Source organism: Streptomyces marinisediminis, from assembly GCF_026262575.1.
GTDB classification, from domain to species: domain Bacteria; phylum Actinomycetota; class Actinomycetes; order Streptomycetales; family Streptomycetaceae; genus Streptomyces; species Streptomyces marinisediminis.
Map to the genome: position 1 here is coordinate 1 of NZ_JAPKFL010000013.1, position 25788 is coordinate 25788.

20 protein-coding genes are annotated in these 25788 nt (G+C 70.9%); 3 read left to right on the forward strand and 17 right to left on the reverse strand.

Features of this window, described 5'->3' with window-relative positions; genetic code table 11:
* The 6 genes from OSB71_RS12435 to OSB71_RS12460 all read right to left on the reverse strand — a co-directional run.
* The coding region (locus OSB71_RS12435; RefSeq protein WP_265947557.1) for a hypothetical protein at positions 1-245 on the reverse strand (245 nt) is incomplete at its 3' end.
* Positions 246-451: 206 nt separating this feature from the next.
* Positions 452-2620, reverse strand: coding sequence for a hypothetical protein (locus OSB71_RS12440; protein ID WP_265947559.1), 2169 nt, complete (start codon positions 2618-2620; stop codon positions 452-454).
* Positions 2621-2632: 12 nt separating this feature from the next.
* On the reverse strand, positions 2633-3079 hold the full coding sequence (locus OSB71_RS12445) for a hypothetical protein (protein ID WP_265947561.1): 447 nt from the start codon (positions 3077-3079) through the stop codon (positions 2633-2635).
* Between the two features lie 151 nt (positions 3080-3230).
* Positions 3231-3605, reverse strand: coding sequence for a VOC family protein (locus tag OSB71_RS12450; protein ID WP_265947563.1), 375 nt, complete (start codon positions 3603-3605; stop codon positions 3231-3233).
* Between the two features lie 75 nt (positions 3606-3680).
* On the reverse strand, positions 3681-4310 hold the full coding sequence (locus OSB71_RS12455) for a LysR substrate-binding domain-containing protein (protein WP_265947565.1): 630 nt from the start codon (positions 4308-4310) through the stop codon (positions 3681-3683).
* Between the two features lie 33 nt (positions 4311-4343).
* Entirely contained in the window at positions 4344-5465 is a 1122-nt protein-coding gene (locus OSB71_RS12460) for a hypothetical protein (RefSeq protein WP_265947567.1), read from the reverse strand.
* 590 nt (positions 5466-6055) lie between these two features.
* Between OSB71_RS12460 and OSB71_RS12465 the strand changes: the two genes are divergently transcribed.
* The 3 genes from OSB71_RS12465 (at position 6056) to OSB71_RS12475 (ending at position 8677) form a co-directional block, all read left to right on the forward strand.
* Entirely contained in the window at positions 6056-7582 is a 1527-nt protein-coding gene (locus OSB71_RS12465) for an alpha/beta hydrolase family protein (RefSeq protein ID WP_416237251.1), read from the forward strand.
* 197 nt (positions 7583-7779) lie between these two features.
* Positions 7780-8274: a hypothetical protein gene (locus OSB71_RS12470; protein WP_265947571.1), complete on the forward strand. Its 495-nt coding sequence runs from the start codon at positions 7780-7782 to the stop codon at positions 8272-8274.
* Positions 8275-8290: 16 nt separating this feature from the next.
* The gene (locus OSB71_RS12475; protein ID WP_265947573.1) at positions 8291-8677 is read left to right on the forward strand and encodes a DUF2267 domain-containing protein; all 387 of its coding nucleotides are present in this window, start codon (positions 8291-8293) and stop codon (positions 8675-8677) included.
* Between the two features lie 123 nt (positions 8678-8800).
* Here the strand turns inward: OSB71_RS12475 and tuf are convergent, their stop codons facing one another.
* The 11 genes from tuf to rplK form a co-directional block, all read right to left on the reverse strand.
* Complete coding sequence (gene tuf / locus OSB71_RS12480; protein WP_265947575.1) at positions 8801-9994, reverse strand: elongation factor Tu; 1194 nt, start codon at positions 9992-9994, stop codon at positions 8801-8803.
* A gap of 228 nt (positions 9995-10222) precedes the next feature.
* A complete protein-coding gene (fusA, locus tag OSB71_RS12485) occupies positions 10223-12346 on the reverse strand; it encodes an elongation factor G (RefSeq protein WP_265947577.1) in 2124 nt (707 codons plus the stop codon).
* A 39-nt stretch (positions 12347-12385) separates the two neighbouring features.
* Positions 12386-12856: a 30S ribosomal protein S7 gene (gene rpsG / locus OSB71_RS12490; protein WP_265947579.1), complete on the reverse strand. Its 471-nt coding sequence runs from the start codon at positions 12854-12856 to the stop codon at positions 12386-12388.
* Positions 12857-12858: 2 nt separating this feature from the next.
* Positions 12859-13230 carry a 30S ribosomal protein S12 gene (rpsL, locus tag OSB71_RS12495; protein ID WP_003948652.1) on the reverse strand — a complete coding sequence of 124 codons (372 nt, stop codon included), beginning with the start codon at positions 13228-13230 and terminating at the stop codon, positions 12859-12861.
* 354 nt (positions 13231-13584) lie between these two features.
* Positions 13585-14133, reverse strand: coding sequence for a DUF1707 and DUF4190 domain-containing protein (locus OSB71_RS12500; RefSeq protein WP_265947581.1), 549 nt, complete (start codon positions 14131-14133; stop codon positions 13585-13587).
* Positions 14134-14322: 189 nt separating this feature from the next.
* The gene (locus tag OSB71_RS12505) at positions 14323-18222 is read right to left on the reverse strand and encodes a DNA-directed RNA polymerase subunit beta' (RefSeq protein WP_265947841.1); all 3900 of its coding nucleotides are present in this window, start codon (positions 18220-18222) and stop codon (positions 14323-14325) included.
* Positions 18223-18319: 97 nt separating this feature from the next.
* On the reverse strand, positions 18320-21802 hold the full coding sequence (gene rpoB / locus OSB71_RS12510) for a DNA-directed RNA polymerase subunit beta (protein WP_265947583.1): 3483 nt from the start codon (positions 21800-21802) through the stop codon (positions 18320-18322).
* 621 nt (positions 21803-22423) lie between these two features.
* On the reverse strand, positions 22424-22813 hold the full coding sequence (gene rplL, locus OSB71_RS12515; protein ID WP_265947585.1) for a 50S ribosomal protein L7/L12: 390 nt from the start codon (positions 22811-22813) through the stop codon (positions 22424-22426).
* Positions 22814-22896: 83 nt separating this feature from the next.
* Positions 22897-23451, reverse strand: a complete 555-nt coding sequence (gene rplJ / locus OSB71_RS12520) for a 50S ribosomal protein L10 (RefSeq protein ID WP_265947586.1) — start codon at positions 23449-23451, stop codon at positions 22897-22899.
* 977 nt (positions 23452-24428) lie between these two features.
* On the reverse strand, positions 24429-25151 hold the full coding sequence (gene rplA, locus OSB71_RS12525; protein ID WP_265947589.1) for a 50S ribosomal protein L1: 723 nt from the start codon (positions 25149-25151) through the stop codon (positions 24429-24431).
* Between the two features lie 85 nt (positions 25152-25236).
* On the reverse strand, positions 25237-25671 hold the full coding sequence (gene rplK / locus OSB71_RS12530) for a 50S ribosomal protein L11 (RefSeq protein WP_219091031.1): 435 nt from the start codon (positions 25669-25671) through the stop codon (positions 25237-25239).
* Positions 25672-25788: the final 117 nt, after the last annotated feature.

Below are 25788 nucleotides of genomic sequence, written 5' to 3' on the forward strand. Positions count from 1 at the left end.
GCGTTCGCGGACGCACCGCCCGGGGGTGGTACCTGCATGTGCGAGATGATGTTCGGACGCTCCGGCAGGCCGCACTTCACGATGATCGTCGCGTTCTCGTCATCCAGACCACCATTGCCCGGGAATCCCAGAGGGATGTCCTCTCCGTCTTGGAATTCGCGCGCGTACTCCTCCAATGGGTGGTAGTACTCCGTCTCTGTACTGAAGGAGAGCCGCACCGCAGGATTACCGTCCACGCGCAGCACACAGAGATTGTACGTCTCGGGTAGCGGTTTTCCCGTTTCCGAGAGCCTCTCCCCCTCCGGCAGAACAGCGCGCACGACGTCCTCGCCCATAGGCACCCCACACACCCGCTCCGGCACCGCGTACGGCTCACCTCCAAGGGCGCATCCCGCAGTTCCGACCATAAAGGGCAAGACCAGTGCCCACCTAAGTCCGTGCACCACCCTGGTCACTGATCGCCCGCCATACCGTCGCCGTGAACATTCCCATTGTTGGCGGCGTTGTTGATCACTTCATACACTCCGTCCTTGGCAGAGAATCCCGTCCGCCCCTCCGCCCAGTCCTCGTTATACGCGTACCAGGCGTCCGCGAGCGACACCAATTGCGTGGTCCTCAGTTCATAGGTTTTCCTGTGATCCTCGACCGCTTCGCCGTTGATGCGGTCCTGTTCGGATTCCATCCACCGGGTCGCGAGGATGTCGACGCCGCGCTGCACCACGTCGTCCACGCCGGGGATGACGACTGCCAGTGAGCCGAAGCCGTGGTACCTGTAGTTCTTGTCCCAGCCCACTTCGGCGAGTTCGTCGCCGGTGCGTTCGCCGATCGCGTTGTGACGCGCTTCCTCCAGGAAGCCGATCGTCCGCCCGGCGCGGTTCAGGCTGTCTTCGGGGTGTTCGGTCTCCGTGGCGTAGTCCTGGATGATGCTGTAGTGGAGTCCGTCGTTCAGGTAGGCGTGCGCCTCCTGGTCCAGCGAGATCTGGGTGGTCACCTGCATGAGCTGCTCCCCGTCGAGCGGGGCGCTGTTGCTGTTGTCGCTCATCGTCTCGTGCACCGAGACGCCGTGGTTGACCAGGACCTTGGCCATGTCGTCGCGGAGTTCGGCCGGGAAGTCGTCGCCGCGCGCGGCGAGGTGTTTCAGGGAGTTCTCCAGCACGGTGCGGTGCTGGTCGGTGTGCTCGGGGGCCTGGGCCATCGCGTCGCCGGGGTCCATTCCGGTCGCCCCGGCGACCAGGGCCTGGCCGGCCGCCTCGCGGTAGGCGCTCGGGCCGTCGTAGTCGTCAGCCGACTCGTGGAAGCCGGGGACGACGTCCTTGAACTCCGGGCGGTCCTTCAGGACCCAGGCGGAGTGGTCCTCGGAGGAGCTGAAGAACTCGGTGGAGGCTTCCGGGTTGTTGGACAGGGCGATCATGAAGCCGGTCATGGGGTCGCCGCCGGCGTCGTCGTCCTCGCCGTGGTGGAGCCGGTCGAAGCGGGCGTAGGACGGGGCGGCGTCCCAGGGGAGCACGTTCTCGCGCGTGCGCCCGCCGGGGCCGGGGTCCCTGACATCCCCGGTGTGCTTCTTCTCGTAGCGGACCAGCGCGTCACCGTACTCGTTGAGGAAGTCCCGCTCGTAGGTGCCGTGGCGCATGAGGTTGCTCATCGCCTGGAAGCCCAGGACGCGGGCCCTGCCCGAGCCGGGGCCGCCGCCGACGTCCTCACCGCCGAGCGCGACGGCGCGCTCCTTCCACGTCTGCATGGCGTCGCTGCCCGAGTGCGTGGCGGTCGCGAGCGTGGTGCCCAGGTGCTGTTCGGTGGCGGCCAGCAGCTTCGTGCGCGCCTCACGCGCGCCGCGTTCGGCGTCCGGGCCCGGGGACCAGTCGCTCAGGTTGGCGGCGTCCGCGGAGAACGTCAGCGCGCGCTCGGCGCCGAGCCCGGTGGCGACGCGCTCGGCGAAGACCGGGTCGTCGGCGTGGCGCTTGGACAGCTCGTTGAAGCGCGCGAGTTCCTTGTTGCTCAGCTCGTCCGGGTCCCGCTTGCCGAGCTCGATCAGCTCGTTGGAGTCCCGCACCGTCCGACCGGCGTCCTCGAAGCTGTCGAACCCGTGGGAGCGGAAGTCGTACGCGTCCGTGGCGTGGTAGCGCAGCGCCGCGGCCGTGGTGCGGTCGGTCTCGGACGCCGCCCGCAGGATGTCCCCGATCTCCTTGGCCGCGCCGTCCAGCTCCGCCTGTGTGGGCGTGGCGTCCTGGGCCGTGCCCGGCGCGCAGAACGCGGCCATCACCTCGCCCGCCGGGGTGATGTGGATGTTCTTCCGCGCGGCCCGGTCCACGGCCTCGCCGAGTTCCCTCTGGTGCCGCGTGAACGCCTCGTGGGCACCGCTGAGGATGGTGTGGACGCTCTTCGCGGCGGTGACGACGTCGTCGAACTCGGCGGCGGTCGTGGTGACGAACCCCTTCGTCACCGTGGCGTTGTGGCCCTTCCAGTCGGCGGCCTTCGCCCGTTTCGACAGACCCGCCGCGCTGGTGCCCCCGTCCTCACCGTCGGCGAGTCGCGTCAGCTTCTCCGCCATCTCGCTCCAGTCGGTGACCGCCGACTTCAGCTTGCCGAGCCGGAGGTCGTTGAGCTCCTGGAACGTCACCATCAGCGGCCCCCGTCACCTGATGTAGTCGTAGATGCGCGAGACGGTCATCTCCTCGCCCGCCGCGTTCCGCAGGGAGGTGACGATGTCGTCCTCGTCCTTGGCGTGCGCGGCCTTGGTGTAGTCCAGGTGGTTGGAGATGTGCGCGCAGGCCTCCTTCAGCGTGCCGAGCTTGGTGCCCCAGGCGTCGCGCAGCTCGGTGAGCGCGGCGCCGCAGTCCAGGCCGTCGGTGGTCAGCTCGGCGGCGGCCGCGGAGGTGGTCTGGCGCGCGTGGTCGCCGTCCCGGGACAGGCGCTCGCGCAGCTCGTACGCCATGGAGCCGAGCGCGCCCAGCTCGTCGTCGCGGACGGCGAGGTCGTGGCCGCCCCCGCCGCCCGTGCCCGCGTCGGCGGTGTTCAGCCGCGTCCGCGTCGCCTTCTCGGCGGCCGACGCCCGCGCCCGCTCCCATTCCTCCCACGCCATGCGGTTCCCCCCGGTCGGCGGTCGTGCTGGAGTCCGACGACGAGGCTACCGGCCGCGCCGCCGGGGGTCACGGGAGGGGGCGGCGCGGTCACCCGGCGTTCACCGCGCCGCCGCGGGCGTCGGTCCCGTCACGGGCGGGCCGGGCGGGGCCTCACGGGTGGACCAGGCAGAAGGGGTGGCCGGCGGGGTCGGCGTAGACGCGGAAGCCGCGCTTGCCGCCGTCGTCCTCGGTGTCGAGCGCCTGCGCGCCGAGGGCGAGCGCCGCGCGTTCGGCCTCGGCCATGTCGTCCACCCGCAGGTCGAGGTGGAGCTGCTGCGAGTCGTGGTCGGCGGCGGGCCACCGCGGGGGCTGGAACCCCTCGGCCCGCTGGAAGGCCAGCCGCGTCCCGTCGCGCAGGGAGAGGTCGACCCACCTCGCGTCGTCCGCGCCCTCGACCTCCCCGCCCAGCAGCTCGGCGTAGAAGCCGGCGAGGGCCTTGGGGTCCGGACAGTCGAGAACGACGACGTCCAGCCTGGCGACGGCCATGGTTCCTCCTGGTGGCGGTGATCGGTGTCGGCCACCCGGGTGCGTACCCGGCCCGGAGCGGTGCGACGCACGGGTTCAGCCCACCGGCTCGGCGGGGCCGCGGCGCGCGGCGGCCGATCGGGCGCCGCCACCCGGCGCACCCGACCCACCCGGTGCGCCCGGTGCGCCCGGTGCGCCCGGTGCGCCCGGTGCGCCCGCCCCGGCGAACGTGCGGCGGGCGTGGTCGAGCAGCGCGCGGACGGCCGGGGTGGGCGTGCCCTGCCAGACCAGGGTGAGGAACGCGGGGGCTTCGGCGTCCGCGATGAAGCGGGCCACCAGGCGGTCGCGGTGGCCCTCGGCCATCGAGGCGCCGAGGATCGCGACGCCCAGGCCGCGGGCCGCGAGGTCGGCCACAGCGTCCCCGGCGCTGGCCTGGAGCGTGACGGCGGGCCGCACCTCCCGGGCGGCGCACGCGTCGTCGAACACCGTGCGCAAACCCGTCCCCGGAGGCAGGCACACGAGCGGGTGCCCGCACACGTCGCGCAGGGACACCCGGCGCGCGCGGGCCAGCGGATGCCCGGGCGGGACGGCGGCGACCAGCCGTTCGCGGACGACGGGCAGCGCCGCCAGCCCCTCCGGGGCGGCGCCAGGCCGACGGAAGCTGGCTGCGCCTCCTGGACCAGCCCGAGTTCCTCCCGCCCCGCCCCTGACCCGTCCCGGCCCCACCGCCCGGCCGTCGCGGGGCTCCGGCGGGCGCCGCTACGGGGGCCCTGAGCCGCCCAGCCACACGGCGCCGTAGGCGGCCGAGAGCACCGCCGCGCCGAGCAGGACCGAGCGGGCGGCGCGGGGGCGCAGCCGGGCCAGGGCCGCCGCCACCGGGTACAGGAGGGGAAAGGCGGGGAGCAGGAGGCGGGGCTTGGAGCCGAAGTAGGCTTCCGCGCCCAGCGCCAGCACCACGATGACCCCGGTGTACGTCAGCAGGAAGGCCGGCTGCCGCTGGCGCACGGTCAGCCGGTAGAGCCACAGCACGCCCAGCACGCCGGCGGCCAGCGCCAGGCCGGTCACGTGCGGCGGCGCGAGGGTGTTCGCGACGACGAAGGACGCGAACGACCAGCCGGCGTCGAATCCGTTGCCCCACTCGCCCTGTACCTCGAAGTAGCCGAACAAGTGGCCCCGCTGCGCTCCGACCCACAGGACGTACGCGGCGGCGCCCAGCGGGGACAGCAGGCACCCCGCGAGCAGACGGCCCGTCCTGACGGCCGGTCTCCTCCCGCGTCGCGCGGCCACCAGCGCCGACACCGCGGCCCCGATCACCGCCAGCGTGACGGCCGCGCCCACCGGGCGGGTGAGGCCCGCCAGCAGGGCCAGCGACCCGGCGGTGATCCAGCGCTCCCGCAGCGTCGCGTACAGGCTCCACGAGGCCAGGGCGACGAAGAGCGACTCGCTGTAGGCCATGGACTGCACGATGCCCACCGGGAGCGCGCCCCAGAGTACGGCCGCCAGCGTCCCCACCCTGGGCCCGTGGAGCGCGTCTCCTGTGGCGAAGATCCCCCATGCCGCGACGACGGAGGCGCACGCGCTGATCACCAGTCCGGCGTCCGCCGGGTGCAGCGAGGTGAGAAAGGAGAGTCCTTCTTCCAGCCACGCCAGGAGCGGGAAGAACGCCATGCTGGAAAGGCTTCTCCCGTCCGGCGCCTGGGCGGTGAAGCCGTATCCGTGCTCGACTATGCGCACGTACCACAGGGAGTCCCAGCGCCGGGACAGGAGCACGTGGGCGTCGTTGCCGACAGCGCGGGACCACAGGAAGAGGACGACCGCGCAGAACGCGCGCACGGCCACGAACGCGGCCAACGCGGGGGAGGCGCGCCGTAAGGCGGACACCGCGGCCGCACCGTGCCGACGTGTGCTCCGGGGGCCTCGCGCGCGCACCGGCTCGCGGCCGTCCTCGCTGCTCAGCACCCGGGCGTCCGCGCGCAGGGCGCCGACGGGCGGGCGAAGTGTCACGGTGGGTCCCCTGTGTCGACTGCGGCCTGCCGTCCCCCGGCGGATGCGGTTCACCCGTGTGGGGTACAACGCGGGAAACCATAGCCGTGCCTCGGAAACGCATACGTGGCCGGCGGTGGGGGGGCCGTCTCCCCGCCCGCTCCGGCGGCCCGGGGTACGAGGGCCGGAGAGCCGCGGACGGCGCGGAACCGGCGCGCGGGACGCCCGCCCCGCCCGCACACCGCGGCTCAGGCCGGGCGCGGGGGCACCCGGGACGGAGGCGCCCGGAAGTCCGTCCCCCACCGGCCGCACGGGTGTGCGGGCCCCGGAACCGGCGCCCCCGCCGTCGGCGCCCGCACGGCCGGCGCGCACCGCCCCGCGTACGCGTGCGGTGGGACGCGGGGCGGGGTGCGGGTACGTCTCAGGTCGCACCGGGTCGCGACCCGGGTGCGATGTGGCGCTGCGGCGCGCCCGCCGAACATGGCGCGGTGACCGAGGTGTTGACGGGACCGCAGATGTCCCTGGTGGAGATGTTGCTGGTGGCGGCCACCGTGGCCCTGGTGCTGGCGCGGTGGCTGCCGGCCGCCGCGCGGCGGCCCGCCGGCCTCGGCGCGGCGACCGGCGCGGTGGTGTCGGGCGCGGTACTGGTGGCGACGGGACCGCGGTGGCACCTGGCGCCCGTCGCACTGGTCGCGGTGCTCGGCCTGGTCCGGGAGCTCGTCGCCGAACTGCGCCGACGCGGCGTCCGGCACGGCGCGCCACGCGACCGCCGACGCGGCGAGCCACCGGCCCACCGGCACGACGCGCCACCCGCCCGCCGGCACCACGCGCCACCGGACCGCCGGGCGCCCCGGTGGCTGGCGCTGCCCGCGACGGCCGCCTGTCTGGCGCTGGTGGCCACCGGCCCGGCGGCCGCCTGGGCGCTCCCGGTCCCGCAGTTCCCCGCCCCCACCGGGCGCCACCCGGTCGGTACGGCCGTGGTGCAGTGGACCGACCCCGAGCGCGCGGAGGGCGCCACCGCCGACCCGGCGGACCGGCGCACCGTCGTCGCCCAGCTCTGGTACCCGGCCCGGGGAGGCTCCGAGCGCGGTGAGCGCGCCCGCTACCTGGGCCGCACCCGCGCGGAGGCGCGCACCGTCGCCCGCGCGCTGGCCAACTACGCGGGCGTGCCCGCCTTCGCGCTCGACGGGCTGCCCGACGCCCGCACGCACGCGGTGCCGGACGCCCCCGTGGCCGACGGCGGACGCTTTCCCCTGGTGCTGTTCTCCCCCGGTCTGGGCGGCGTCCGCGGCCAGAACACCGCCTGGGCCGAGGAGCTCGCCTCGCACGGCTACGTCGTCGCGGCCCTGGACCACCCCCACGACTCCGCCGCCGTCGTCCTGGCCGACGGGCGCACGGTCCGCACCCGGGTGGCGGCCACCGGCGACCCCGAGGTCGACGAGCGACGCGCCGTCGGCTGGACCGCCGTCCGCGCCGCCGACCTCGGCTTCGCCCTCACCCGGCTGACCGGCCCGGGCGAGGGCGCCGGCCCGCTGGCCGGGCGGCTGGACGCGGACCGGGTCGCGGTCGCGGGGCACTCGCTCGGCGGCGCCGCCGCCCTCCAGGCCGCTCGCCAGGACCACCGGTTCGCCGCCGTGGTCAACCTCGACGGCTCCCCGCACGACCCGGGCGCCCGGCCCTACCCGCAGCCCGTCCTCGCGCTCACCCAGGAGATCGGCCCCGCCACCGACCCCGACTACCTGCCCCGGCTCACCCGCGCGCTGGACCTGGGCACCGCGACCGGCTACCGGCTCACCGTGCCCGGTGCCGCCCACCTGACCTTCACCGACGCGCCCCTGTACCTGCCGCCGCTGCCGTCGTTGACCGGCTCGCGGGCGCGCGCCGAGGGGCCCCGCCTCACCGCTGCCGCCACGCTCGCCTTCCTCGGCCCCGCCCTGCGCGGCGACGCGGCGGACGCCGCCGACGCGCTCTCCGCCCACGGCGAGCTCACCGTGCACCGGCCGACCGCACGCTGACGCCCGCCCCGCCCCGGTCGGACGCGCCCGGCCCGGCCCGCCGCGGCCGACGGCGCCCGCCCGGGTCGGCACCCGCCGCACCCCGGCCGGGCCTCGGCCCCGGGGCGCCGTTTGCCTCCCGGGGCCGTCGGGCACCCGGGCGGGGTGGCCCCGCGAGTCGGGACCGTGTTCGTCGCTGAGGGAGGAGGACGAGGCCGATGGTGCGCAAGAAGGTCGAAGGTGACGAGGACCAGCGGCGCCGGGCGGCGCAGGACGCGCAGCGCGCCGGGGAGCGCCCCAGCGAGCGCGGCGCGACGACCGGCGCTTCCAAGCAGCGCACGCACGTGCCCTCGCGCAACGCGCTGACGCACGAGGAGAAGACCGCGCCGCTGCACCGCGGCAAGCAGGGCGACCCCACCTGGGAACCCACCCGTCCGGACGCCGGGGAGCCCCCGGTGACGTTCCGCGGGCGCGGCCACCCGGAGTACGACGCCGAGCACGAGCGCGTCTTCGCGGTGGTCGCGGAGGCCGAGCGGGCGCACGGCGGCCGGGGCCCGCACCTGCAGGACGTGGCCCGGGCCGCGGACGTCGAGCCGGAGCGGGCTCGTGCGCTGCTGCACGACCTCGTCAGCGTGCACGGCCTGGTCTCCGAGGTGCAGGGCGCGGACGCCCCGGACCAGGGGCCCCGCTACGAGACGAAGCCACGCCGCTGAGGAGGGAGAGGCACCCATGGCGTACGACGAGTTCCTCATGACCGTGACCGAGCTGGGCGGCTACTCCGAGCGGGAGGACGCCGCCCGGGTGACCGAGGCCGTGATCAGCACCCTGGGCGACCGGCTCCCGCCGGAGATCGCCGAGCATGTCGCGGACCAGCTCCCGGCCCCGGTCGACGAGCTGATCGAAGGCGCGAACTCCACTCCGCAGAACTGGGGCGTGCAGGAGTTCGTCCACCGGGTCGCGGAGATCACCGGTGACCACGAGGAGCAGGCGGAGGAGCACAGCCGCGCCGTGCTGACCGCGGTCGCCGCCCAGGTCACCGGCGGCGAGCTGAACAAGCTGATCAGCGACCTGCCCACCGGGTACGCCGCGCTGTTCGGCCACCCCGAGCTGAGCTGAGCTGAGCCGGCCACCGGCCGCTCCGCGTCCCCGGGCGCGGCCCCGGAACGCGGGAAGGGCCCGCACGACGCGAACGTCGTGCGGGCCCTTCCCGGAATGCGGGTTCCGCCGGGAACCGTCAGGTCACTTGACGATCTTGGTGACCTGGCCGGCGCCCACGGTCCGGCCACCCTCGCGGATGGCGAACTTCAGGCCCTCCTCCATGGCGACGGGCTGGATGAGCTCCACCTTCATCTCGGTGTTGTCACCCGGCATGACCATCTCGGTGCCCTCGGGGAGGGTCACCACGCCGGTCACGTCCGTCGTGCGGAAGTAGAACTGCGGGCGGTAGTTGTTGAAGAACGGGGTGTGGCGACCGCCCTCGTCCTTCGACAGGATGTACGCCTGCGCCTCGAACTCCGTGTGCGGGGTGACCGAGCCCGGCTTGATGATGACCTGGCCGCGCTCGACGTCCTCGCGCTTGATGCCACGGAGCAGCAGACCGACGTTCTCACCGGCCTGGCCCTCGTCGAGCAGCTTGCGGAACATCTCGATACCGGTGACGGTCGTCGAGGTCTTCTCGTTCTTGATGCCGATGATGTCGACGTTCTCGTTGACCTTGAGGACACCACGCTCGATGCGGCCGGTGACGACCGTACCGCGACCGGTGATGGTGAAGACGTCCTCGATCGGCATCAGGAACGGCTTCTCGGTGTCGCGCTGCGGCTCCGGGATCGCCTCGTCGACGGCCTTCATGAGCTCCATGACGGACTGGCCCCACTCGGCGTCGCCCTCCAGCGCCTTCAGCGCGGAGACCTTGACGACCGGGACGTCGTCGCCCGGGAACTCGTACTCGGAGAGCAGCTCACGGACCTCGAGCTCGACGAGCTCCAGGATCTCCTCGTCGTCCACCATGTCGGCCTTGTTCAGCGCGACGACGATGTACGGAACGCCGACCTGGCGGGCCAGGAGCACGTGCTCCTTGGTCTGCGGCATCGGGCCGTCGGTGGCGGCGACCACGAGGATGGCGCCGTCCATCTGGGCGGCACCGGTGATCATGTTCTTGATGTAGTCCGCGTGACCCGGGCAGTCGACGTGGGCGTAGTGACGGGACTCCGTCTGGTACTCGACGTGCGCGATGGAGATGGTGATACCGCGCTGCCGCTCTTCGGGAGCCTTGTCGATGTTCTCGAACGCCGAAGCCTCGTTCAGCTCCGGGAACTGGTCGTGCAGCACCTTGGTAATGGCCGCCGTAAGGGTGGTCTTACCGTGGTCGATGTGACCGATGGTGCCGATGTTGACGTGCGGCTTAGTCCGCTCGAACTTCGCCTTCGCCACTGGGGTCCTCCTGTGGACTGGTGCTGTACGCCCCCCGCGCTCTGCGGGAAGGGTTCAGGTGGTCGTACCGAACAAGCCAGGACCCCGAGGGGGACGCCCTTGACCCGTTCGTTCTTAAGGGCTGGCGACCGGGTACCCGGCGCAGAACGCTTGCGGTGTTCTGCGCCGGATGCCCCGAATGCCGTTGTGCTACAGCCTAAGGGGTGAGATGACGGCGGCGAACCGACGTCACTCGCCCCGGGCCTTCGCGACGATCTCCTCGCTGACGTTCTTGGGAACCTCGGCGTAGGAGTCGAACTGCATGGAGTAGCTCGCGCGACCGGAGGTCTTGCTCCGCAGGTCACCGACGTAGCCGAACATCTCCGACAGCGGAACCAGGCCCGTGACGAGCTTGGCGCCACCGCGGTCCTCCATGGACTGGATCTGACCGCGCCGGGAGTTGATGTCGCCGATCACGTCGCCCATGTAGTCCTCGGGCGTGGTGACCTCGACCTTCATCATCGGCTCCAGCAGGGCCGGGCTGGCCTTGCGGGCGGCCTCCTTGAAGGCCATGGAACCGGCGATCTTGAAGGCCATCTCGGAGGAGTCGACGTCGTGGTAGGCGCCGTCGAGCAGCGTCACGCGCACACCGGTGAGCGGGTAGCCCGCCAGGACGCCGAACTCCATGGCCTCCTGGCAGCCGGCGTCCACGGAGGGGATGTACTCCTTCGGGATGCGGCCACCGGTGATCTTGTTGACGAACTCGTAGCCGTCGCCTTCGAGCGGCTCGATCTGGATCTGCACCTTCGCGAACTGGCCGGAACCACCAGTCTGCTTCTTGTGCGTGTAGTCGTGCTTGTCGACCTGCTTGCGCAGCGTCTCGCGGTAGGCCACCTGCGGCTTGCCGACGTTGGCCTCGACCTTGAACTCGCGCTTCATGCGGTCGACCAGCACGTCCAGGTGCAGCTCGCCCATGCCGGCGATGATCGTCTGGCCGGTCTCCTCGTCGGTGTTGACCTGGAAGGACGGGTCCTCCTCGGCCAGCCGCTGGATCGCCACGCCCAGCTTCTCCTGGTCGCCCTTCGACTTGGGCTCGATGGCGACCTGGATCACCGGGGCCGGGAACTCCATCGACTCCAGGATCACCGGGCTGCTCGCGTCGCAGAGGGTCTCGCCGGTGGTGGTCTGCTTCAGACCCATGACGGCGACGATGTCGCCGGCACCCACCGAGTCGATCTCCTCACGCTTGTTCGCGTGCATCCGGTAGATCTTGCCGATGCGCTCCTTCTTGCCCTTGACGGAGTTCAGCACCTGCGTGCCGGCCACCAGGCGGCCCGAGTAGACCCGGATGAAGGTGAGCTTGCCCAGGTGCGGGTCGCTCGCGATCTTGAACGCCAGGGCGGCCATCGGCTCGTCCTCGGAGGGACGGCGCTTGATGATCTCCTCGGCGTCCTTGACCGACTGGCCCTCGATCGCCTCGACGTCCAGCGGCGACGGCAGGTAGCGCACGACCGCGTCGAGCAGGGGCTGCACGCCCTTGTTCTTGAACGCGGTGCCGCAGAACACCGGGGTGACGGTGGTCGTGCCCTCGGCGCCCGTGGAGGCCAGGGTGACGCGGCGGACGGCGGCGTAGAGCTGCTCCTCGGTGGGCTCCTGGCCCTCCAGGAAGAGCTCCATCATCTCGTCGTCGTTCTCCGCCACGGCCTCCAGGAGCTTGCCGCGGTACTCCTCGGCGGCCTCCTTGTGCGTGTCGGGGATGTCGACGACGTCGTACGCCTCGCCCAGCGCCGTCTCGGCGGACCACACGAGCGCCTTCATGCGGACCAGGTCCACGACGCCCGTGAAGCTGGACTCGGCACCGATCGGGAGCTGCATGACCAGCGGCTTCGCACCGAGCCGGTCGACGATCATGTCGACGCAGCGGTGGAACTCGGCGCCGGTGCGGTCCAGCTTGTTGACGAAGCAGATCCGCGGCACGCCGTAGCGGTCGGCCTGACGCCACACCGTCTCGGACTGCGGCTCCACACCCGCGACCCCGTCGAACACCGTCACCGCACCGTCGAGCACGCGCAGCGAACGCTCCACCTCGACGGTGAAGTCGACGTGGCCCGGGGTGTCGATGATGTTGATGGTGTGGTCGATGTTGTCCATCGGCCAGTGGCAGGTGGTCGCCGCGGAGGTGATCGTGATGCCGCGTTCCTGCTCCTGCGCCATCCAGTCCATCGTGGCGGCGCCGTCGTGGACCTCACCGATCTTGTAGCTGACGCCGGTGTAGAACAGGATCCGCTCGGTGGTGGTCGTCTTGCCCGCGTCGATGTGGGCCATGATCCCGATGTTGCGGACCTTGGCCAGGTCAAGTGAAGTGGTAGCCATAAGGCTTCAGTCTTCTCTCGGTCTCGATGGGGTCTGCGACTACCAGCGGTAGTGCGCGAAGGCCTTGTTGGACTCGGCCATCTTGTGGGTGTCCTCGCGCTTCTTCACGGCGGCGCCGAGCCCGTTGGAGGCGTCGAGCAGCTCGTTCATCAGACGCTCGGTCATCGTCTTCTCGCGGCGGGCGCGGGAGTACCCGACGATCCAGCGCAGCGCGAGCGTCGAGGAGCGGCCGGGGCGGACCTCGACCGGCACCTGGTAGGTGGCGCCACCGACGCGGCGGGAGCGGACCTCGAGGGTCGGCTTCACGTTCTCCAGCGCGCGCTTGAGGGTGATGACCGGGTCGTTGCCGGACTTCTCCCGCAGGCCCTCCATGGCGCCGTAGACGATGCGCTCGGCGGTGGAGCGCTTGCCGTTCAGCAGCACCTTGTTGATGAGGGACGTCACCAGAGGAGAGCCGTAGACCGGGTCGACGTGGACCGGGCGCTTCGGGGCAGGGCCCTTACGAGGCATGCTTACTTCTCCTTCTTGGCGCCGTAGCGGCTGCGAGCCTGCTTGCGGTTCTTGACGCCCTGAGTGTCGAGCGAACCACGGATGATCTTGTAGCGAACACCCGGCAGGTCCTTCACACGGCCACCGCGAACGAGCACGATGGAGTGCTCCTGGAGGTTGTGGCCCTCACCCGGAATGTAGGCCGTGACCTCGATCCCACTGGTCAGACGCACACGCGCGACCTTACGCAGGGCCGAGTTCGGCTTCTTCGGGGTGGTGGTGAAGACACGCGTGCAGACGCCGCGACGCTGGGGAGAACCCTCGAGTGCCGGCGTCTTGTTCTTCTCGACCTTGTCCTGCCGGCCCTTGCGGACCAGCTGCTGGATCGTAGGCACAGTTTCTCCGGTTTCTGTGTGCCAGTCTCGGTAAAGCTAACCTGGGCCACATTGTCCGACCCACGCGGTCGGGTGTGTCGGAGACTGCGGGCTCCCGCGCAGGCGGGAGGACTCCTCTGGGGAGAGAAGGCGCAGATCCTGGTGTCACCGACCGCGCCGGCACCGCTGTGGGAGCAGCGGAACAGCGCAGGGGACACCCCAGGCACAAGGTCAGAGCGTACCTACCGCATCCGCTCCGGTCAAAAGAGAACGACCCGCCCGGCCCACCCCGCTGACCGGGCCGAACGCGCCCGCCGAGCGCGGCGGGCGCGGCGGGCACGGCGGGCACGGCGGGCACGGCGGGCGCGGCGGGCGTCAGGGCATGGAGACGCTGACCAACGCGATCAGGGCCCAGAAGGCCAGTGCCAGGTAGCCCACGACGATCCCCGCCGTCGCGAAGCCGTCGCCCCGCTTCCCGGTGCGGGTGATGTCACGGCGCGCGACGTGCCCGAGGACGACGGCGGGGAGCCCGCACACCCCCCAGGTGAACGGCGTCAGGACCGCGAGGACGACCGCCGCCACGGCGGGTGCGCTCAGCGGGCAGGTCTCGGGTCGACCCGGTGTCCAGTACACCGGGTCGACCGGCTGGGTGTACTGCACGGGATGGACGTAGGGCGCGGGCTGGGCGTACGGGGCCGGCTGCGCGGGCGGCTGGGCCGGCACCGGGCCCTGCGGCAGATCGGCGACCAGCGGCTGGAGGTCGCCGTACGTGGCGGCCTGGTGCACGCGGGCCAGGCGCGCCTGGTACTCGTCCCCGCGCAGCCGCCCCTCGGCGAAGGCGGCCTTCAGCACGTCGGCCGCCCGCTCGCGGTCGGCGTCCGAGGCCCGCATGTGCGCGTACTCACCCGGCCAGCCGTGTGACATCGCCGTCTCCTCCCCCGCCCGTGCGGGCATCCGCCCCCATCATCCCGGACGCCGGGCGGCTGCGGCAGGTTCCCGCGGCCGTTCCCCGCCCCGCTTCCGGAAAGCCCGCCGGGGGCGGCCGGAGGGCCGCACGACGCCGCAGGGCGGCACCCCCGCGTGGGGATGCCGCCCTGCTCGACGGAACGCCGGTTACTGGTTGTACGGACCGTAGTCGTAGTCCTCCAGCGGGACGGCCTGGCCGGAGCCGGTGCCGAACGGCGAGTAGTCGATGTCGTCGTAGCCGACGGCCGAGTACATCGCCGCCTTCGCCTCCTCGGTCGGCTCGACCCGGATGTTGCGGTAGCGGGACAGGCCCGTACCGGCCGGGATGAGCTTACCGATGATGACGTTCTCCTTGAGCCCGATCAGGGAGTCCGACTTGGCGTTGATCGCCGCGTCGGTCAGCACCCGGGTCGTCTCCTGGAAGGACGCCGCCGACAGCCACGACTCGGTGGCCAGCGAGGCCTTGGTGATGCCCATGAGCTGCGGACGGCCGGAGGCCGGGTGGCCGCCCTCCTGCACCACGCGCCGGTTCTCGCTCTCGAACTTCGAGCGCTCGACCAGCTCGCCGGGCAGCAGCTCGGCGTCGCCGGACTCGATGATCGTCACGCGGCGCAGCATCTGCCGGATGATGATCTCGATGTGCTTGTCGTGGATCGACACGCCCTGCGAGTTGTAGACCTTCTGCACCTCGCCGACCAGGTGGACCTGCACGGCCCGCTGGCCCAGGATGCGCAGCACGTCGTGCGGGTTGGCCGCACCGGCGGTGAGCGGCTGGCCCACCTGCACGTGGTCGCCCTCGCCGACCTCCAGGCGCGAACGCTTGGAGACCGGGTAGGCCGTCTCCTCCGAGCCGTCGTCCGGAGTGACGATGATCTTCTTCGTCTTCTCCGTCTCCTCGATCCGCACCCGGCCGGCCGCCTCGGTGATCGGGGCGACGCCCTTCGGGGTGCGCGCCTCGAACAGCTCGACGACACGCGGCAGACCCTGCGTGATGTCGTCACCGGCCACACCACCGGTGTGGAAGGTGCGCATCGTGAGCTGGGTGCCGGGCTCACCGATGGACTGGGCGGCGATGATGCCGACCGCCTCGCCGATGTCCACCAGCTTGCCGGTGGCCAGCGAGCGCCCGTAGCACATGGCGCAGGTGCCGACCGCGGACTCGCAGGTCAGGACGGAGCGGGTCTTGACGGTCTCGATGCCGTTGCGCACCAGCTCGTCGATGAGCACGTCGCCCAGGTCGGTGCCGGCCGGGGCCAGCACCTTGCCGTCGACGACGATGTCTTCGGCGAGGCAGCGGGCGTACACGCTGGTCTCGACGTCCTCGGTCTTGCGCAGCGTGCCGTCCGTGCCGCGGACGGCGATGGCCAGCTTGAGGCCGCGCTCGCTGCCGCAGTCCTCCTCGCGGATGATGACGTCCTGGGAGACGTCCACCAGACGCCGGGTGAGGTACCCGGAGTCGGCGGTCCGCAGGGCGGTGTCCGCCAGACCCTTGCGCGCGCCGTGCGTGGAGATGAAGTACTCCAGCACGGACAGACCCTCGCGGAAGGAGGACTTGATGGGACGCGGGATGGTCTCGTTCTTGGCGTTCGACACCAGACCGCGCATGCCCGCGATCTGCCGCATCTGCATCATGTTTCCGCGCGCGCCCGAGTCGACCATCATGAAGATCGGGTTCGTCTTCGGGAAGTTGGCGTTCATCGCCTCGGCGACCTCGTTGGTCGCCCGCGTCCAGATGGTCACCAGCTCGCGCGAGCGCTCGTCCTTGGTGATCAGGCCGCGCTCGTACTGCTTCTGGACCTTCTCGTCCTTCTCCTCGTAGCCCGCGATGATGCCCTTCTTGGCCTCGGGCACGACCACGTCGGAGATCGCGATGGTCACGCCCGAGCGCGTGGCCCAGTGGTAACCGGCGGACTTGAGGTTGTCCAGCGTCGCGGCGACCGCCACCTTCGGGTAGCGCTCGGCCAGGTCGTTGACGATCTGGGAGAGCTGCTTCTTGCCGACGGTGTAGTTGACGAACGGGAACTCCTCCGGCAGCAGCTCGTTGAAGAGCGCCCGGCCCAGCGTCGTCTGGAGCCGGAAGCCGTCGCCCGGCTGCCACGGCGCCTCGTCCTCCGCCGGCGCCGGCGGCGTCCAGCCCAGCGGCGGGACGGAGCCGACGGGGAAGCGGATCTCCACCTCGGCCTGGAGCGAGAGGTCCCCGGCGTCGAAGGCCATGATCGCCTCGGCCGTGGAGGCGAACGAGCGGCCAGCGCCCTTGAGCTCGCGCTCCACGCCCTCGGTGGTGAGGAAGAACAGCCCGAGCACCATGTCCTGGGTGGGCATGGTGACGGGGCGGCCGTCGGCGGGCTTGAGGATGTTGTTCGAGGACAGCATCAGGATGCGGGCCTCGGCCTGGGCCTCCGCCGACAGCGGCAGGTGCACGGCCATCTGGTCGCCGTCGAAGTCCGCGTTGAACGCGGTGCACACCAGCGGGTGGATCTGGATGGCCTTGCCCTCGACGAGCTGCGGCTCGAAGGCCTGGATGCCCAGACGGTGCAGCGTCGGCGCGCGGTTGAGCAGCACGGGGTGCTCGGCGATGACCTCTTCGAGCACGTCGTACACCACGGTGCGCTGACGCTCGACCATGCGCTTGGCCGACTTGATGTTCTGCGCGTGGTTGAGGTCCACCAGGCGCTTCATCACGAACGGCTTGAACAGCTCCAGCGCCATGGCCTTCGGCAGACCGCACTGGTGCAGCTTGAGCTGGGGGCCGACGACGATGACCGAGCGGGCCGAGTAGTCGACGCGCTTGCCCAGCAGGTTCTGCCGGAAGCGGCCCTGCTTGCCCTTGAGCATGTCGGACAGCGACTTCAGCGGACGGTTGCCCGGGCCCGTCACCGGCCGGCCGCGGCGGCCGTTGTCGAACAGCGCGTCGACGGCCTCCTGCAGCATCCGCTTCTCGTTGTTCACGATGATCTCGGGCGCGCCGAGGTCGAGGAGACGCTTGAGGCGGTTGTTGCGGTTGATGACGCGGCGGTACAGGTCGTTCAGGTCGGAGGTCGCGAAGCGGCCACCGTCGAGCTGCACCATCGGACGCAGGTCCGGCGGGATGACCGGCACGCAGTCGAGCACCATGCCCCGGGGGCTGTTGGCGGTCTGCAGGAACGGCGAGACGACCTTCAGCCGCTTGAGCGCGCGGGTCTTCTTCTGGCCCTTGCCGGTGCGGATGATCTCCCGGAGGCGCTCGGCCTCTTCCTCCAGGTCGAAGGTCTCCAGGCGCTTCTGCAGCGCGGCGGCGCCCATGGAGCCGTCGAAGTAGGTGCCGAAGCGGTCCCGCAGCTCGCGGTAGAGCAGCTCGTCACCCTCCAGGTCCTGGACCTTGAGGTTCTTGAAGCGGTTCCACACCTCGTCCAGCCGGTCGATCTCACGCTGGGCGCGGTCGCGGAGCTGCTTCATCTCGCGCTCGGCGCCCTCGCGCACCTTGCGGCGGACGTCGGCCTTGGCGCCCTCGGCCTCCAGCTCGGCGAGGTCGGCCTCCTGCTTCTTGGCGCGGGCCTCCAGGTCGGCGTCGCGACGCTGCTCGATCTGCTGCCGCTCGACGGAGACGTGGGCCTCCAGCGAGGGCAGGTCGCGGGTGCGGCGCTCCTCGTCCACGTACGTGATCATGTACGCGGCGAAGTAGATGACCTTCTCCAGGTCCTTGGGCGCCAGGTCGAGCAGGTAGCCCAGGCGGCTGGGCACGCCCTTGAAGTACCAGATGTGCGTGACGGGCGCGGCCAGCTCGATGTGGCCCATCCGCTCGCGGCGCACCTTGGCGCGGGTCACCTCGACGCCGCAGCGCTCACAGATGATGCCCTTGAAGCGGACGCGCTTGTACTTGCCGCAGTAGCACTCCCAGTCCCGGGTGGGGCCGAAGATCTTCTCGCAGAAGAGGCCGTCCTTCTCGGGCTTGAGGGTGCGGTAGTTGATGGTCTCCGGCTTCTTGACCTCGCCGTGCGACCACTGACGGATGTCGTCAGCGGTGGCAAGGCCGATCCGCAGCTCGTCGAAGAAGTTGACGTCGAGCACTCTCGTCAATCCCTCTCAGGGTCGTGTCAATTGTGGTCTGAACGGGGGTCCGGGGAGTGCCGGGGGCCGCCGTGGTGCGACGGCCCCCGGCCACCCGTCAGACCTCTTCGACGCTGCTCGGCTCGCGCCGGGACAGGTCGATACCGAGCTCCTCCGCCGCGCGGAAGACGTCCTCGTCGGTGTCGCGCATCTCGATCGACATGCCGTCCGAGGACAGCACCTCCACGTTGAGGCAGAGCGACTGCATCTCCTTGATAAGCACCTTGAAGGACTCGGGGATGCCGGGCTCCGGGATGTTCTCGCCCTTGACGATGGCCTCGTAGACCTTCACGCGGCCGGTCACGTCGTCGGACTTGATGGTCAGCAGCTCCTGGAGGGCGTAGGCGGCGCCGTAGGCCTCCAGGGCCCACACCTCCATCTCGCCGAAGCGCTGGCCACCGAACTGGGCCTTACCACCCAGCGGCTGCTGGGTGATCATGCTGTACGGGCCGGTGGAGCGGGCGTGCAGCTTGTCGTCCACCAGGTGGTGCAGCTTGAGGATGTACATGTAGCCGATGGAGATCGGGTCCGGGAACGGCTCGCCGGAGCGGCCGTCGAACAGCCGGGCCTTGCCGGACGGCAGCACCACGCGGTCGCCGTCGCGGTTGGGCAGGGCGTGCTCGAACAGACCCGTCAGCTCGTCCTCGCGGGCGCCGTCGAAAACCGGGGTGGCGACGTTGGTGCCCGGGGCGACCTCGTCGGCGCCGATGGCCTTGAGGCGCTCCATCCACTCCTCGCTGCCCTCGACCTTCCAACCCTGGGAGGCGAGCCAGCCCAGGTGGATCTCCAGGACCTGGCCCGGGTTCATCCGGGACGGGACGCCGAGCGGGTTGAGGATGACGTCGACCGGCGTGCCGTCCTCGGTGAACGGCATGTCCTCGACCGGCAGGATCTTGGAGATGACGCCCTTGTTGCCGTGGCGGCCGGCGAGCTTGTCACCGTCGGTGATCTTGCGCTTCTGGGCCACGTAGACGCGGACGAGCTGGTTCACGCCCGGGGGCAGCTCGTCGCCCTCCTCGCGGTCGAAGACGCGCACGCCGATGACCTTGCCGGTCTCGCCGTGCGGCACCTTCAGGGAGGTGTCGCGGACCTCGCGGGCCTTCTCGCCGAAGATCGCGCGCAGCAGGCGCTCCTCCGGGGTCAGCTCCGTCTCGCCCTTCGGGGTGACCTTGCCGACCAGGATGTCCCCGGCCTCGACCTCGGCACCGATGCGGATGATGCCGCGCTCGTCGAGGTCGGCGAGGACCTCCTCGGAGACGTTCGGGATGTCCCGGGTGATCTCCTCCGGGCCGAGCTTGGTGTCCCGGGCGTCGACCTCGTGCTCCTCGATGTGGATCGAGGAGAGGACGTCGTCCTGCACCAGCCGCTGCGAGAGGATGATCGCGTCCTCGTAGTTGTAGCCCTCCCAGGGCATGAACGCCACGAGCAGGTTCTTGCCGAGCGCCATCTCACCGGCCTCGGTGGACGGCCCGTCGGCCAGCACCTGGCCCTCCACGACGCGGGCGCCCTCGTCCACGAGCACCTTCTGGTTGAAGGAGGTGCCCTGGTTGGAGCGGTAGAACTTCGCGACGCGGTAGGTGGTGTACGTGCCGTCGTCGTTGGCCACCGTGACGTAGTCGGCGGAGACCTCCTGGACGACACCGTCCTTCTCGGCCTTGATGACGTCGCCGGCGTCGACCGCGGAGCGGTACTCCATGCCGGTGCCCACCAGCGGGGCCTCCGCCTTCAGCAGCGGCACCGCCTGGCGCATCATGTTGGAGCCCATGAGCGCGCGGTTGGCGTCGTCGTGCTCCAGGAAGGGGATCATGGCCGTGGCCACCGACACCATCTGGCGCGGCGAGACGTCCATGTAGTCGACCTCGGTGCCGGTGACGTAGTCGACCTCGCCGCCGCGGCGGCGCACCAGGACGCGGCCCTCGGCGAAGTGCATGTCCTCGGTCAGCGGCGCGTTGGCCTGGGCGATGACGAAGCGGTCCTCCTCGTCGGCCGTCAGGTAGTGCGCCTCGTCGGTGACGACGCCGTCGATCACCTTGCGGTAGGGCGTCTCCACGAAGCCGAACGCGTTGACGCGGCCGTAGGAGGCGAGCGAGCCGATCAGACCGATGTTCGGGCCTTCCGGCGTCTCGATCGGGCACATGCGGCCGTAGTGCGAGGGGTGCACGTCACGGACCTCGAAGCCGGCCCGCTCACGGGACAGACCGCCCGGGCCCAGCGCCGACAGGCGGCGCTTGTGGGTCAGGCCCGACAGCGGGTTCGTCTGGTCCATGAACTGCGAGAGCTGGCTGGTGCCGAAGAACTCCTTGATGGAGGCGACGACCGGCCGGATGTTGATCAGCGTCTGCGGCGTGATCGCCTCGACGTCCTGCGTGGTCATGCGCTCGCGCACGACCCGCTCCATACGGGCCAGGCCGGTGCGCACCTGGTTCTGGATGAGCTCGCCGACGTTGCGCAGGCGGCGGTTGCCGAAGTGGTCGATGTCGTCGGTCTCGACGACGATCTCGTCGCCCTCGGCGCTGACCGTCTCCGTCTCGCCCGCGTGCAGCTTCACCAGGTACTTGATCGTGGCGATGATGTCGGCGTTGGTGAGCACGCCGGAGTTCAGCGGCTCGTCACCGCCGAGCTTCTTGTTGATCTTGTACCGGCCGACCTTGGCCAGGTCGTAGCGCTTGGGGTTGAAGTAGAGGTTCTCCAGCAGGGTCTGGGCGGCCTCCTTGGTCGGCGGCTCGCCCGGACGCAGCTTGCGGTAGATGTCCAGCAGCGCGTCGTCCTGGCCCTGGGTGTGGTCCTTCTCCAGGGTGGCGCGCATGGACTCGTACTGGCCGAACTCCTCCAGGATCTGGTCGTTCGTCCAGCCCAGGGCCTTGAGCAGCACGGTGACCGACTGCTTGCGCTTGCGGTCGATGCGCACGCCGACCATGTCGCGCTTGTCGATCTCCATCTCCAGCCAGGCACCGCGGGAGGGGATGACCTTGGCGGAGAAGATGTCCTTGTCGGAGGTCTTGTCCAGCGCGCTGTCGAAGTAGACGCCCGGCGAGCGCACGAGCTGGGAGACCACGACACGCTCGGTGCCGTTGATGACGAAGGTGCCCTTGTTGGTCATGAGCGGGAAGTCGCCCATGAAGACCGTCTGGGACTTGATCTCGCCGGTCTCGTTGTTGGTGAACTCGGCCGTGACGAAGAGCGGAGCGGCGTAGGTGAAGTCACGCTCCTTGCACTCGTCGATGGAGTTCTTCGGGGGCTCGAAGCGGTGGTCGCGGAAGGTCAGCGACATCGAGCCGGAGAAGTCCTCGATCGGGGAGATCTCCTCGAAGATCTCCTCCAGACCGGACTTGGTGGGGACGTCCTCCCCGCGGTCCAGCGCAGCCTCGACCCGCGCCTTCCAGGCCTCGTTGCCGAGCAGCCAGTCGAAGCTCTCGGTTTGGAGCGCGAGAAGGTTGGGAACCCCGAGGGGCTCCTTGATCTTCGCGAAGGAGATACGCAGCGGTGCGGTGCTGGCGCCGTTGTTCGAATTGACGGTCGAGGCGTTGCGCGAGGCGGCCAAGAGGGGGTCCTTCCGAGGGCTCGGACTCACTACGCGCATACCGGTGCCCCTGGTGACGGGCAGGGAGCAGCTAATAGGCAGCGCAAAGGGTCAGTGTAGCCACATGGCCCACTGATGTCCAGAGCGGAAATCCGGAGATCGGCGCAGGGCCTCTCTCTCCCTCCGGGAACGTCTCTTCCTCGGTTGTCTCTTCGTGTCTCTCAGTGCCTGCGGCAAGGCTTCCCACTTCGCTGCGAATCCATGCCTGCGTGCTCTGCCGAACCTTGGGGCCGCCTCGCCCCCGACCGGCACGGCGCCCCTGAGAATCGCGCGCCGCGTGCCGTTCGTCAAGGCCCCGCACCGGCACCGCGCTTCGCCTCGGACGCCCCGGCCGCGGGTCCCCGGCAGTCACGCGGCACCCGGCCGGACATCGGTGATCACCCTACCTGCGCACGCCGGGAAGGCAAGGAGACCGCCCCGCGCGCGGACGAGGTGACCAGCGGGTAACCCATGAGATCACCCGGTCGTGGCACTGCGGAACGCCGAAAGGCGACCACCCGGTTGGGTGATCGCCCTCGGCGGCGGAGGCCGCGTCCGGCCGTGACGGGCACGGTCGGGCAGGCCCCCGCGGGGTTCAGCAGGTCACTTGACCTCGACGGAGGCGCCGGCGCCCTCGAGGGACTCCTTGGCCTTGTCCGCGGCCTCCTTGTTGACCTTCTCCAGCACCGGCTTCGGGGTGCCGTCGACGAGGTCCTTGGCCTCCTTCAGACCCAGCGAGGTCAGCTCGCGCACGACCTTGATGACCTGGATCTTCTTGTCGCCCGCGCCGGTGAGGATGACGTCGAACTCGTCCTGCTCCTCCTCGGCCGGGGCGGCGCCGCCACCCTGGCCCGGGGCCGCGACGGCGACGGCGGCCGGGGCGGCGGCCTCGACGTCGAACTTCTCCTCGAACTTCTTCACGAAGTCGGAGAGCTCGATCAGGGTCATCTCCTCGAACTGCGCGAGCAGCTCGTCCTGGCTCAGCTTCGCCATGGTGGCGTCCTTCCACATCGTTCGGCGGGTGCCGGGGTTTCGTACTTCAAAGGCGGGCGTACCGGCCCGCTGGACCGCGGTGGTTACTCCGCGGCCTCGGCGGGAGCCGACGTGTCGGCACCGCCCTGCTCGACCTTGTCGCGAAGGGCGTCCGCGGTGCGGACGAACTTCGTGAGCGGGGCCTGGAAGGTCGCCGCGGCCTTGGCCATGGACGCCTTCATGCCACCGGCCAGCTTGGCGAGCAGCACCTCGCGGGACTCGAGGTCCGCAAGCTTCTTGATCTCGTCCGCGGAGAGCGCCCTGCCGTCGAGGACGCCGCCCTTGATGACGAGCGCGGGGTTGTCCTTGGCGAAGTCACGCAGGCTTTTCGCCGCCTCGACCGGGTCACCGGTCACGAAGGTGACGGCCGTCGAGCCCACGAGGAACTCGTCGAGCGTGCTGACCCCGGCCTCCTGGGCCGCGATCTTCGTCAGCGTGTTCTTCACCACACGGTACTGGGCGTTGTCACCGAGCGAGCGGCGCAGCTCCTTGAGCTGTGCCACGGAAAGGCCGGTGTACGCGGTGACCACAGCGGCGTTGGAGTTGCGGAACTTGCCCGTCATCTCCTCAACGGCTGCGACCTTGTCAGGCGTCGCCATGAGCCTCGCGCCTCCTTCCGGGTGTTGTGGTCCTGGCCGGTCTGCCGACCGGCCTCGTCGCGCCGGACCGCCCCATCGGGCACACAAAGAAGGACTGCGCGGACAAACGAAAACGTCCCGGCGCGCAGGCGCACGGGACGTGACTCGACCGCTCGGGCTCGCGCCCGGGGGGAGTAATGACCTTGCGTGCCTGCACGGGCCGTCCGCTCGAAAGCGAATCCTTAGGCCGCTGAGCACCGTTCCCGGCGCACAGCAACGACCAGCGGTCTTTGGCTACCGCGACAGCTTACGGCCCCGCGCACCAGCCAGGCAAATCACCCCGCCCCGGACCCGGCCACCCGGCCCCGCCCGGGACGCCCGCACCACCCGGGGCACGGGCGGGGCGACAGCCCCGGGCCGACGGACACCGGCCGCACGGACCCGGGGCCGGCGAGCCCCGGGGCCGTCGGCTGAGACGCGGGGGGGGGCACCGCCCACGGGCCGCGACGGACGCCCGAGCCGGGCCCCGGGGGCGGGAGCACGAGGAGCGGCGCCCAGAGCCGTCCAGCGGCCCCACCGCCCTCCAGTCCCGGCAGCCTCTCCGGGCCCGGCAGAGCGCCGCCCGGGGGCGCGGGGCCACGACGCCCGGCGTCGCGACCGGAACGCCCGGACGTCACACCCCACCACCGGAGTCGCGACCACCCGCACGCCGGCGCCGCGCCCGGACACAGGACGCCCGGAGGCGCCACCGCGGCGGACGGGCTCGCGGCCACGGCGTCGGCGTCGCGCCCCGAACGGCCAGGGCGGCCGGAGGCGCGACCACCGCACCCGGAGCCCCCCTCCAGGGCCTCGCCGGGGAGTCGGCGGCCCACCGTGCGCAGGCGCCCCGGACGGTGGCCGGGTGCCGGCGGGAACGCCGCAGGTCCCCGCTCTCCGGAGCGGGGACCTGCGGGTGGTGTGCGGGGACTCCGACGGCCCGGACGGGGCCGTCGGACGGCTCAGGCGGCCTCGTCCTCCACCATGAGGTTGCGGGTGCGGTTGCCGTCGACGGGGATGCCGGGGCCCATCGTGGTGGTGATGGTGGCCTTCTTGATGTACCGGCCCTTCGCCGCGGACGGCTTCAGCCGCATGACCTCTTCGAGGGCGGCGCCGTAGTTCTCCACCAGCTCCTGCTCACCGAAGGACACCTTGCCGATGATGAAGTGCAGGTTGGCGTGCTTGTCGACGCGGAACTCGATCTTGCCGCCCTTGATCTCGGAGACGGCCTTGGCCACGTCGGGGGTGACGGTGCCGGTCTTCGGGTTCGGCATCAGACCGCGCGGACCGAGCACGCGGCCCAGGCGGCCGACCTTGCCCATGAGGTCCGGGGTCGCGACGACGGCGTCGAACTCGTTCAGGCGGTTGCCCTTGGAGATCTCGTCGATCAGTTCGTCGGCGCCGACGATGTCGGCGCCCGCGGCCTCCGCCGCCGCAGCACGGTCACCGGTCGCGAAGACCAGGACCCGGGCGGTCTTACCGGTGCCGTGCGGGAGGTTCACGGTGCCGCGGACCATCTGGTCGGCCTTGCGCGGGTCGACACCCAGGCGGAAGGCCACCTCGACGGTCGCGTCGAACTTGGTGGCGGAGGTCTCCTTCGCCAGACGCACGGCCTCCAGGGGGGCGTAGAGCCGCGCCCGGTCGACCTTGGCGTCCGCGCTGCGGAGAGACTTGCTGCGCTTCACTTCGAGCTCCTGTTGTTCAGGTGTGGAGCCGTGGTTGCTGGGCCAGCGCCTGGCCCTCCCACGGAGTAGCTGGTGCGGCTGGGGTTCAGCCCTCGACCGTGACGCCCATGGAGCGGGCGGTGCCGGCGATGATCTTCTCGGCGGCGTCCAGGTCGTTGGCGTTGAGGTCGGGCATCTTGGTGGTGGCGATCTCCCGCACCTGGTCGCGCGTGATCTTGGCGACCTTCTTGGTGTGCGGCTCGCCGGAGCCCTTCTCCACGCCCGCGGCCTTGAGGATCATCTTGGCGGCCGGCGGCGTCTTGGTGATGAAGGTGAAGGAGCGGTCCTCGTAGACCGTGATCTCCACCGGGATGACCCAGCCGCGCTGCGACTCGGTCGCGGCGTTGTAGGCCTTGCAGAACTCCATGATGTTGACGCCGTGCTGGCCCAGCGCGGGGCCGACCGGCGGGGCCGGGTTCGCGGCACCGGCCTGGATCTGGAGCTTGATCAGCCCCGTGACCTTCTTCTTCTTGGGAGGCATGCTCTCTCCGGGTCTTGAGTGAGAGTGTTTCGCCCGCCATCCGTCATCCGGATGGAGGCATACCGCACCACGATAGCGAATACCGCGCCCAGGTCCTAAACGGAATCGGTCGCGCGG

What these genes read in the sequence shown, in the direction of transcription:
- OSB71_RS12440 (WP_265947559.1), bottom strand. Translation starts at nt 2,620, where the DNA reads ATGGTGACGTTCCAGGAGCTCAACGACCTCCGGCTCGGCAAGCTGAAG.
- OSB71_RS12445 (WP_265947561.1), bottom strand. Translation starts at nt 3,079, where the DNA reads ATGGCGTGGGAGGAATGGGAGCGGGCGCGGGCGTCGGCCGCCGAGAAG.
- OSB71_RS12450 (WP_265947563.1), bottom strand. Translation starts at nt 3,605, where the DNA reads ATGGCCGTCGCCAGGCTGGACGTCGTCGTTCTCGACTGTCCGGACCCC.
- OSB71_RS12470 (WP_265947571.1), top strand. Translation starts at nt 7,780, where the DNA reads ATGGTGCGCAAGAAGGTCGAAGGTGACGAGGACCAGCGGCGCCGGGCG.
- OSB71_RS12475 (WP_265947573.1), top strand. Translation starts at nt 8,291, where the DNA reads ATGGCGTACGACGAGTTCCTCATGACCGTGACCGAGCTGGGCGGCTAC.
- fusA (WP_265947577.1), bottom strand. Translation starts at nt 12,346, where the DNA reads ATGGCTACCACTTCACTTGACCTGGCCAAGGTCCGCAACATCGGGATC.
- rpsG (WP_265947579.1), bottom strand. Translation starts at nt 12,856, where the DNA reads ATGCCTCGTAAGGGCCCTGCCCCGAAGCGCCCGGTCCACGTCGACCCG.
- OSB71_RS12500 (WP_265947581.1), bottom strand. Translation starts at nt 14,133, where the DNA reads ATGTCACACGGCTGGCCGGGTGAGTACGCGCACATGCGGGCCTCGGAC.
- rplL (WP_265947585.1), bottom strand. Translation starts at nt 22,813, where the DNA reads ATGGCGAAGCTGAGCCAGGACGAGCTGCTCGCGCAGTTCGAGGAGATG.
- rplJ (WP_265947586.1), bottom strand. Translation starts at nt 23,451, where the DNA reads ATGGCGACGCCTGACAAGGTCGCAGCCGTTGAGGAGATGACGGGCAAG.
- rplK (WP_219091031.1), bottom strand. Translation starts at nt 25,671, where the DNA reads ATGCCTCCCAAGAAGAAGAAGGTCACGGGGCTGATCAAGCTCCAGATC.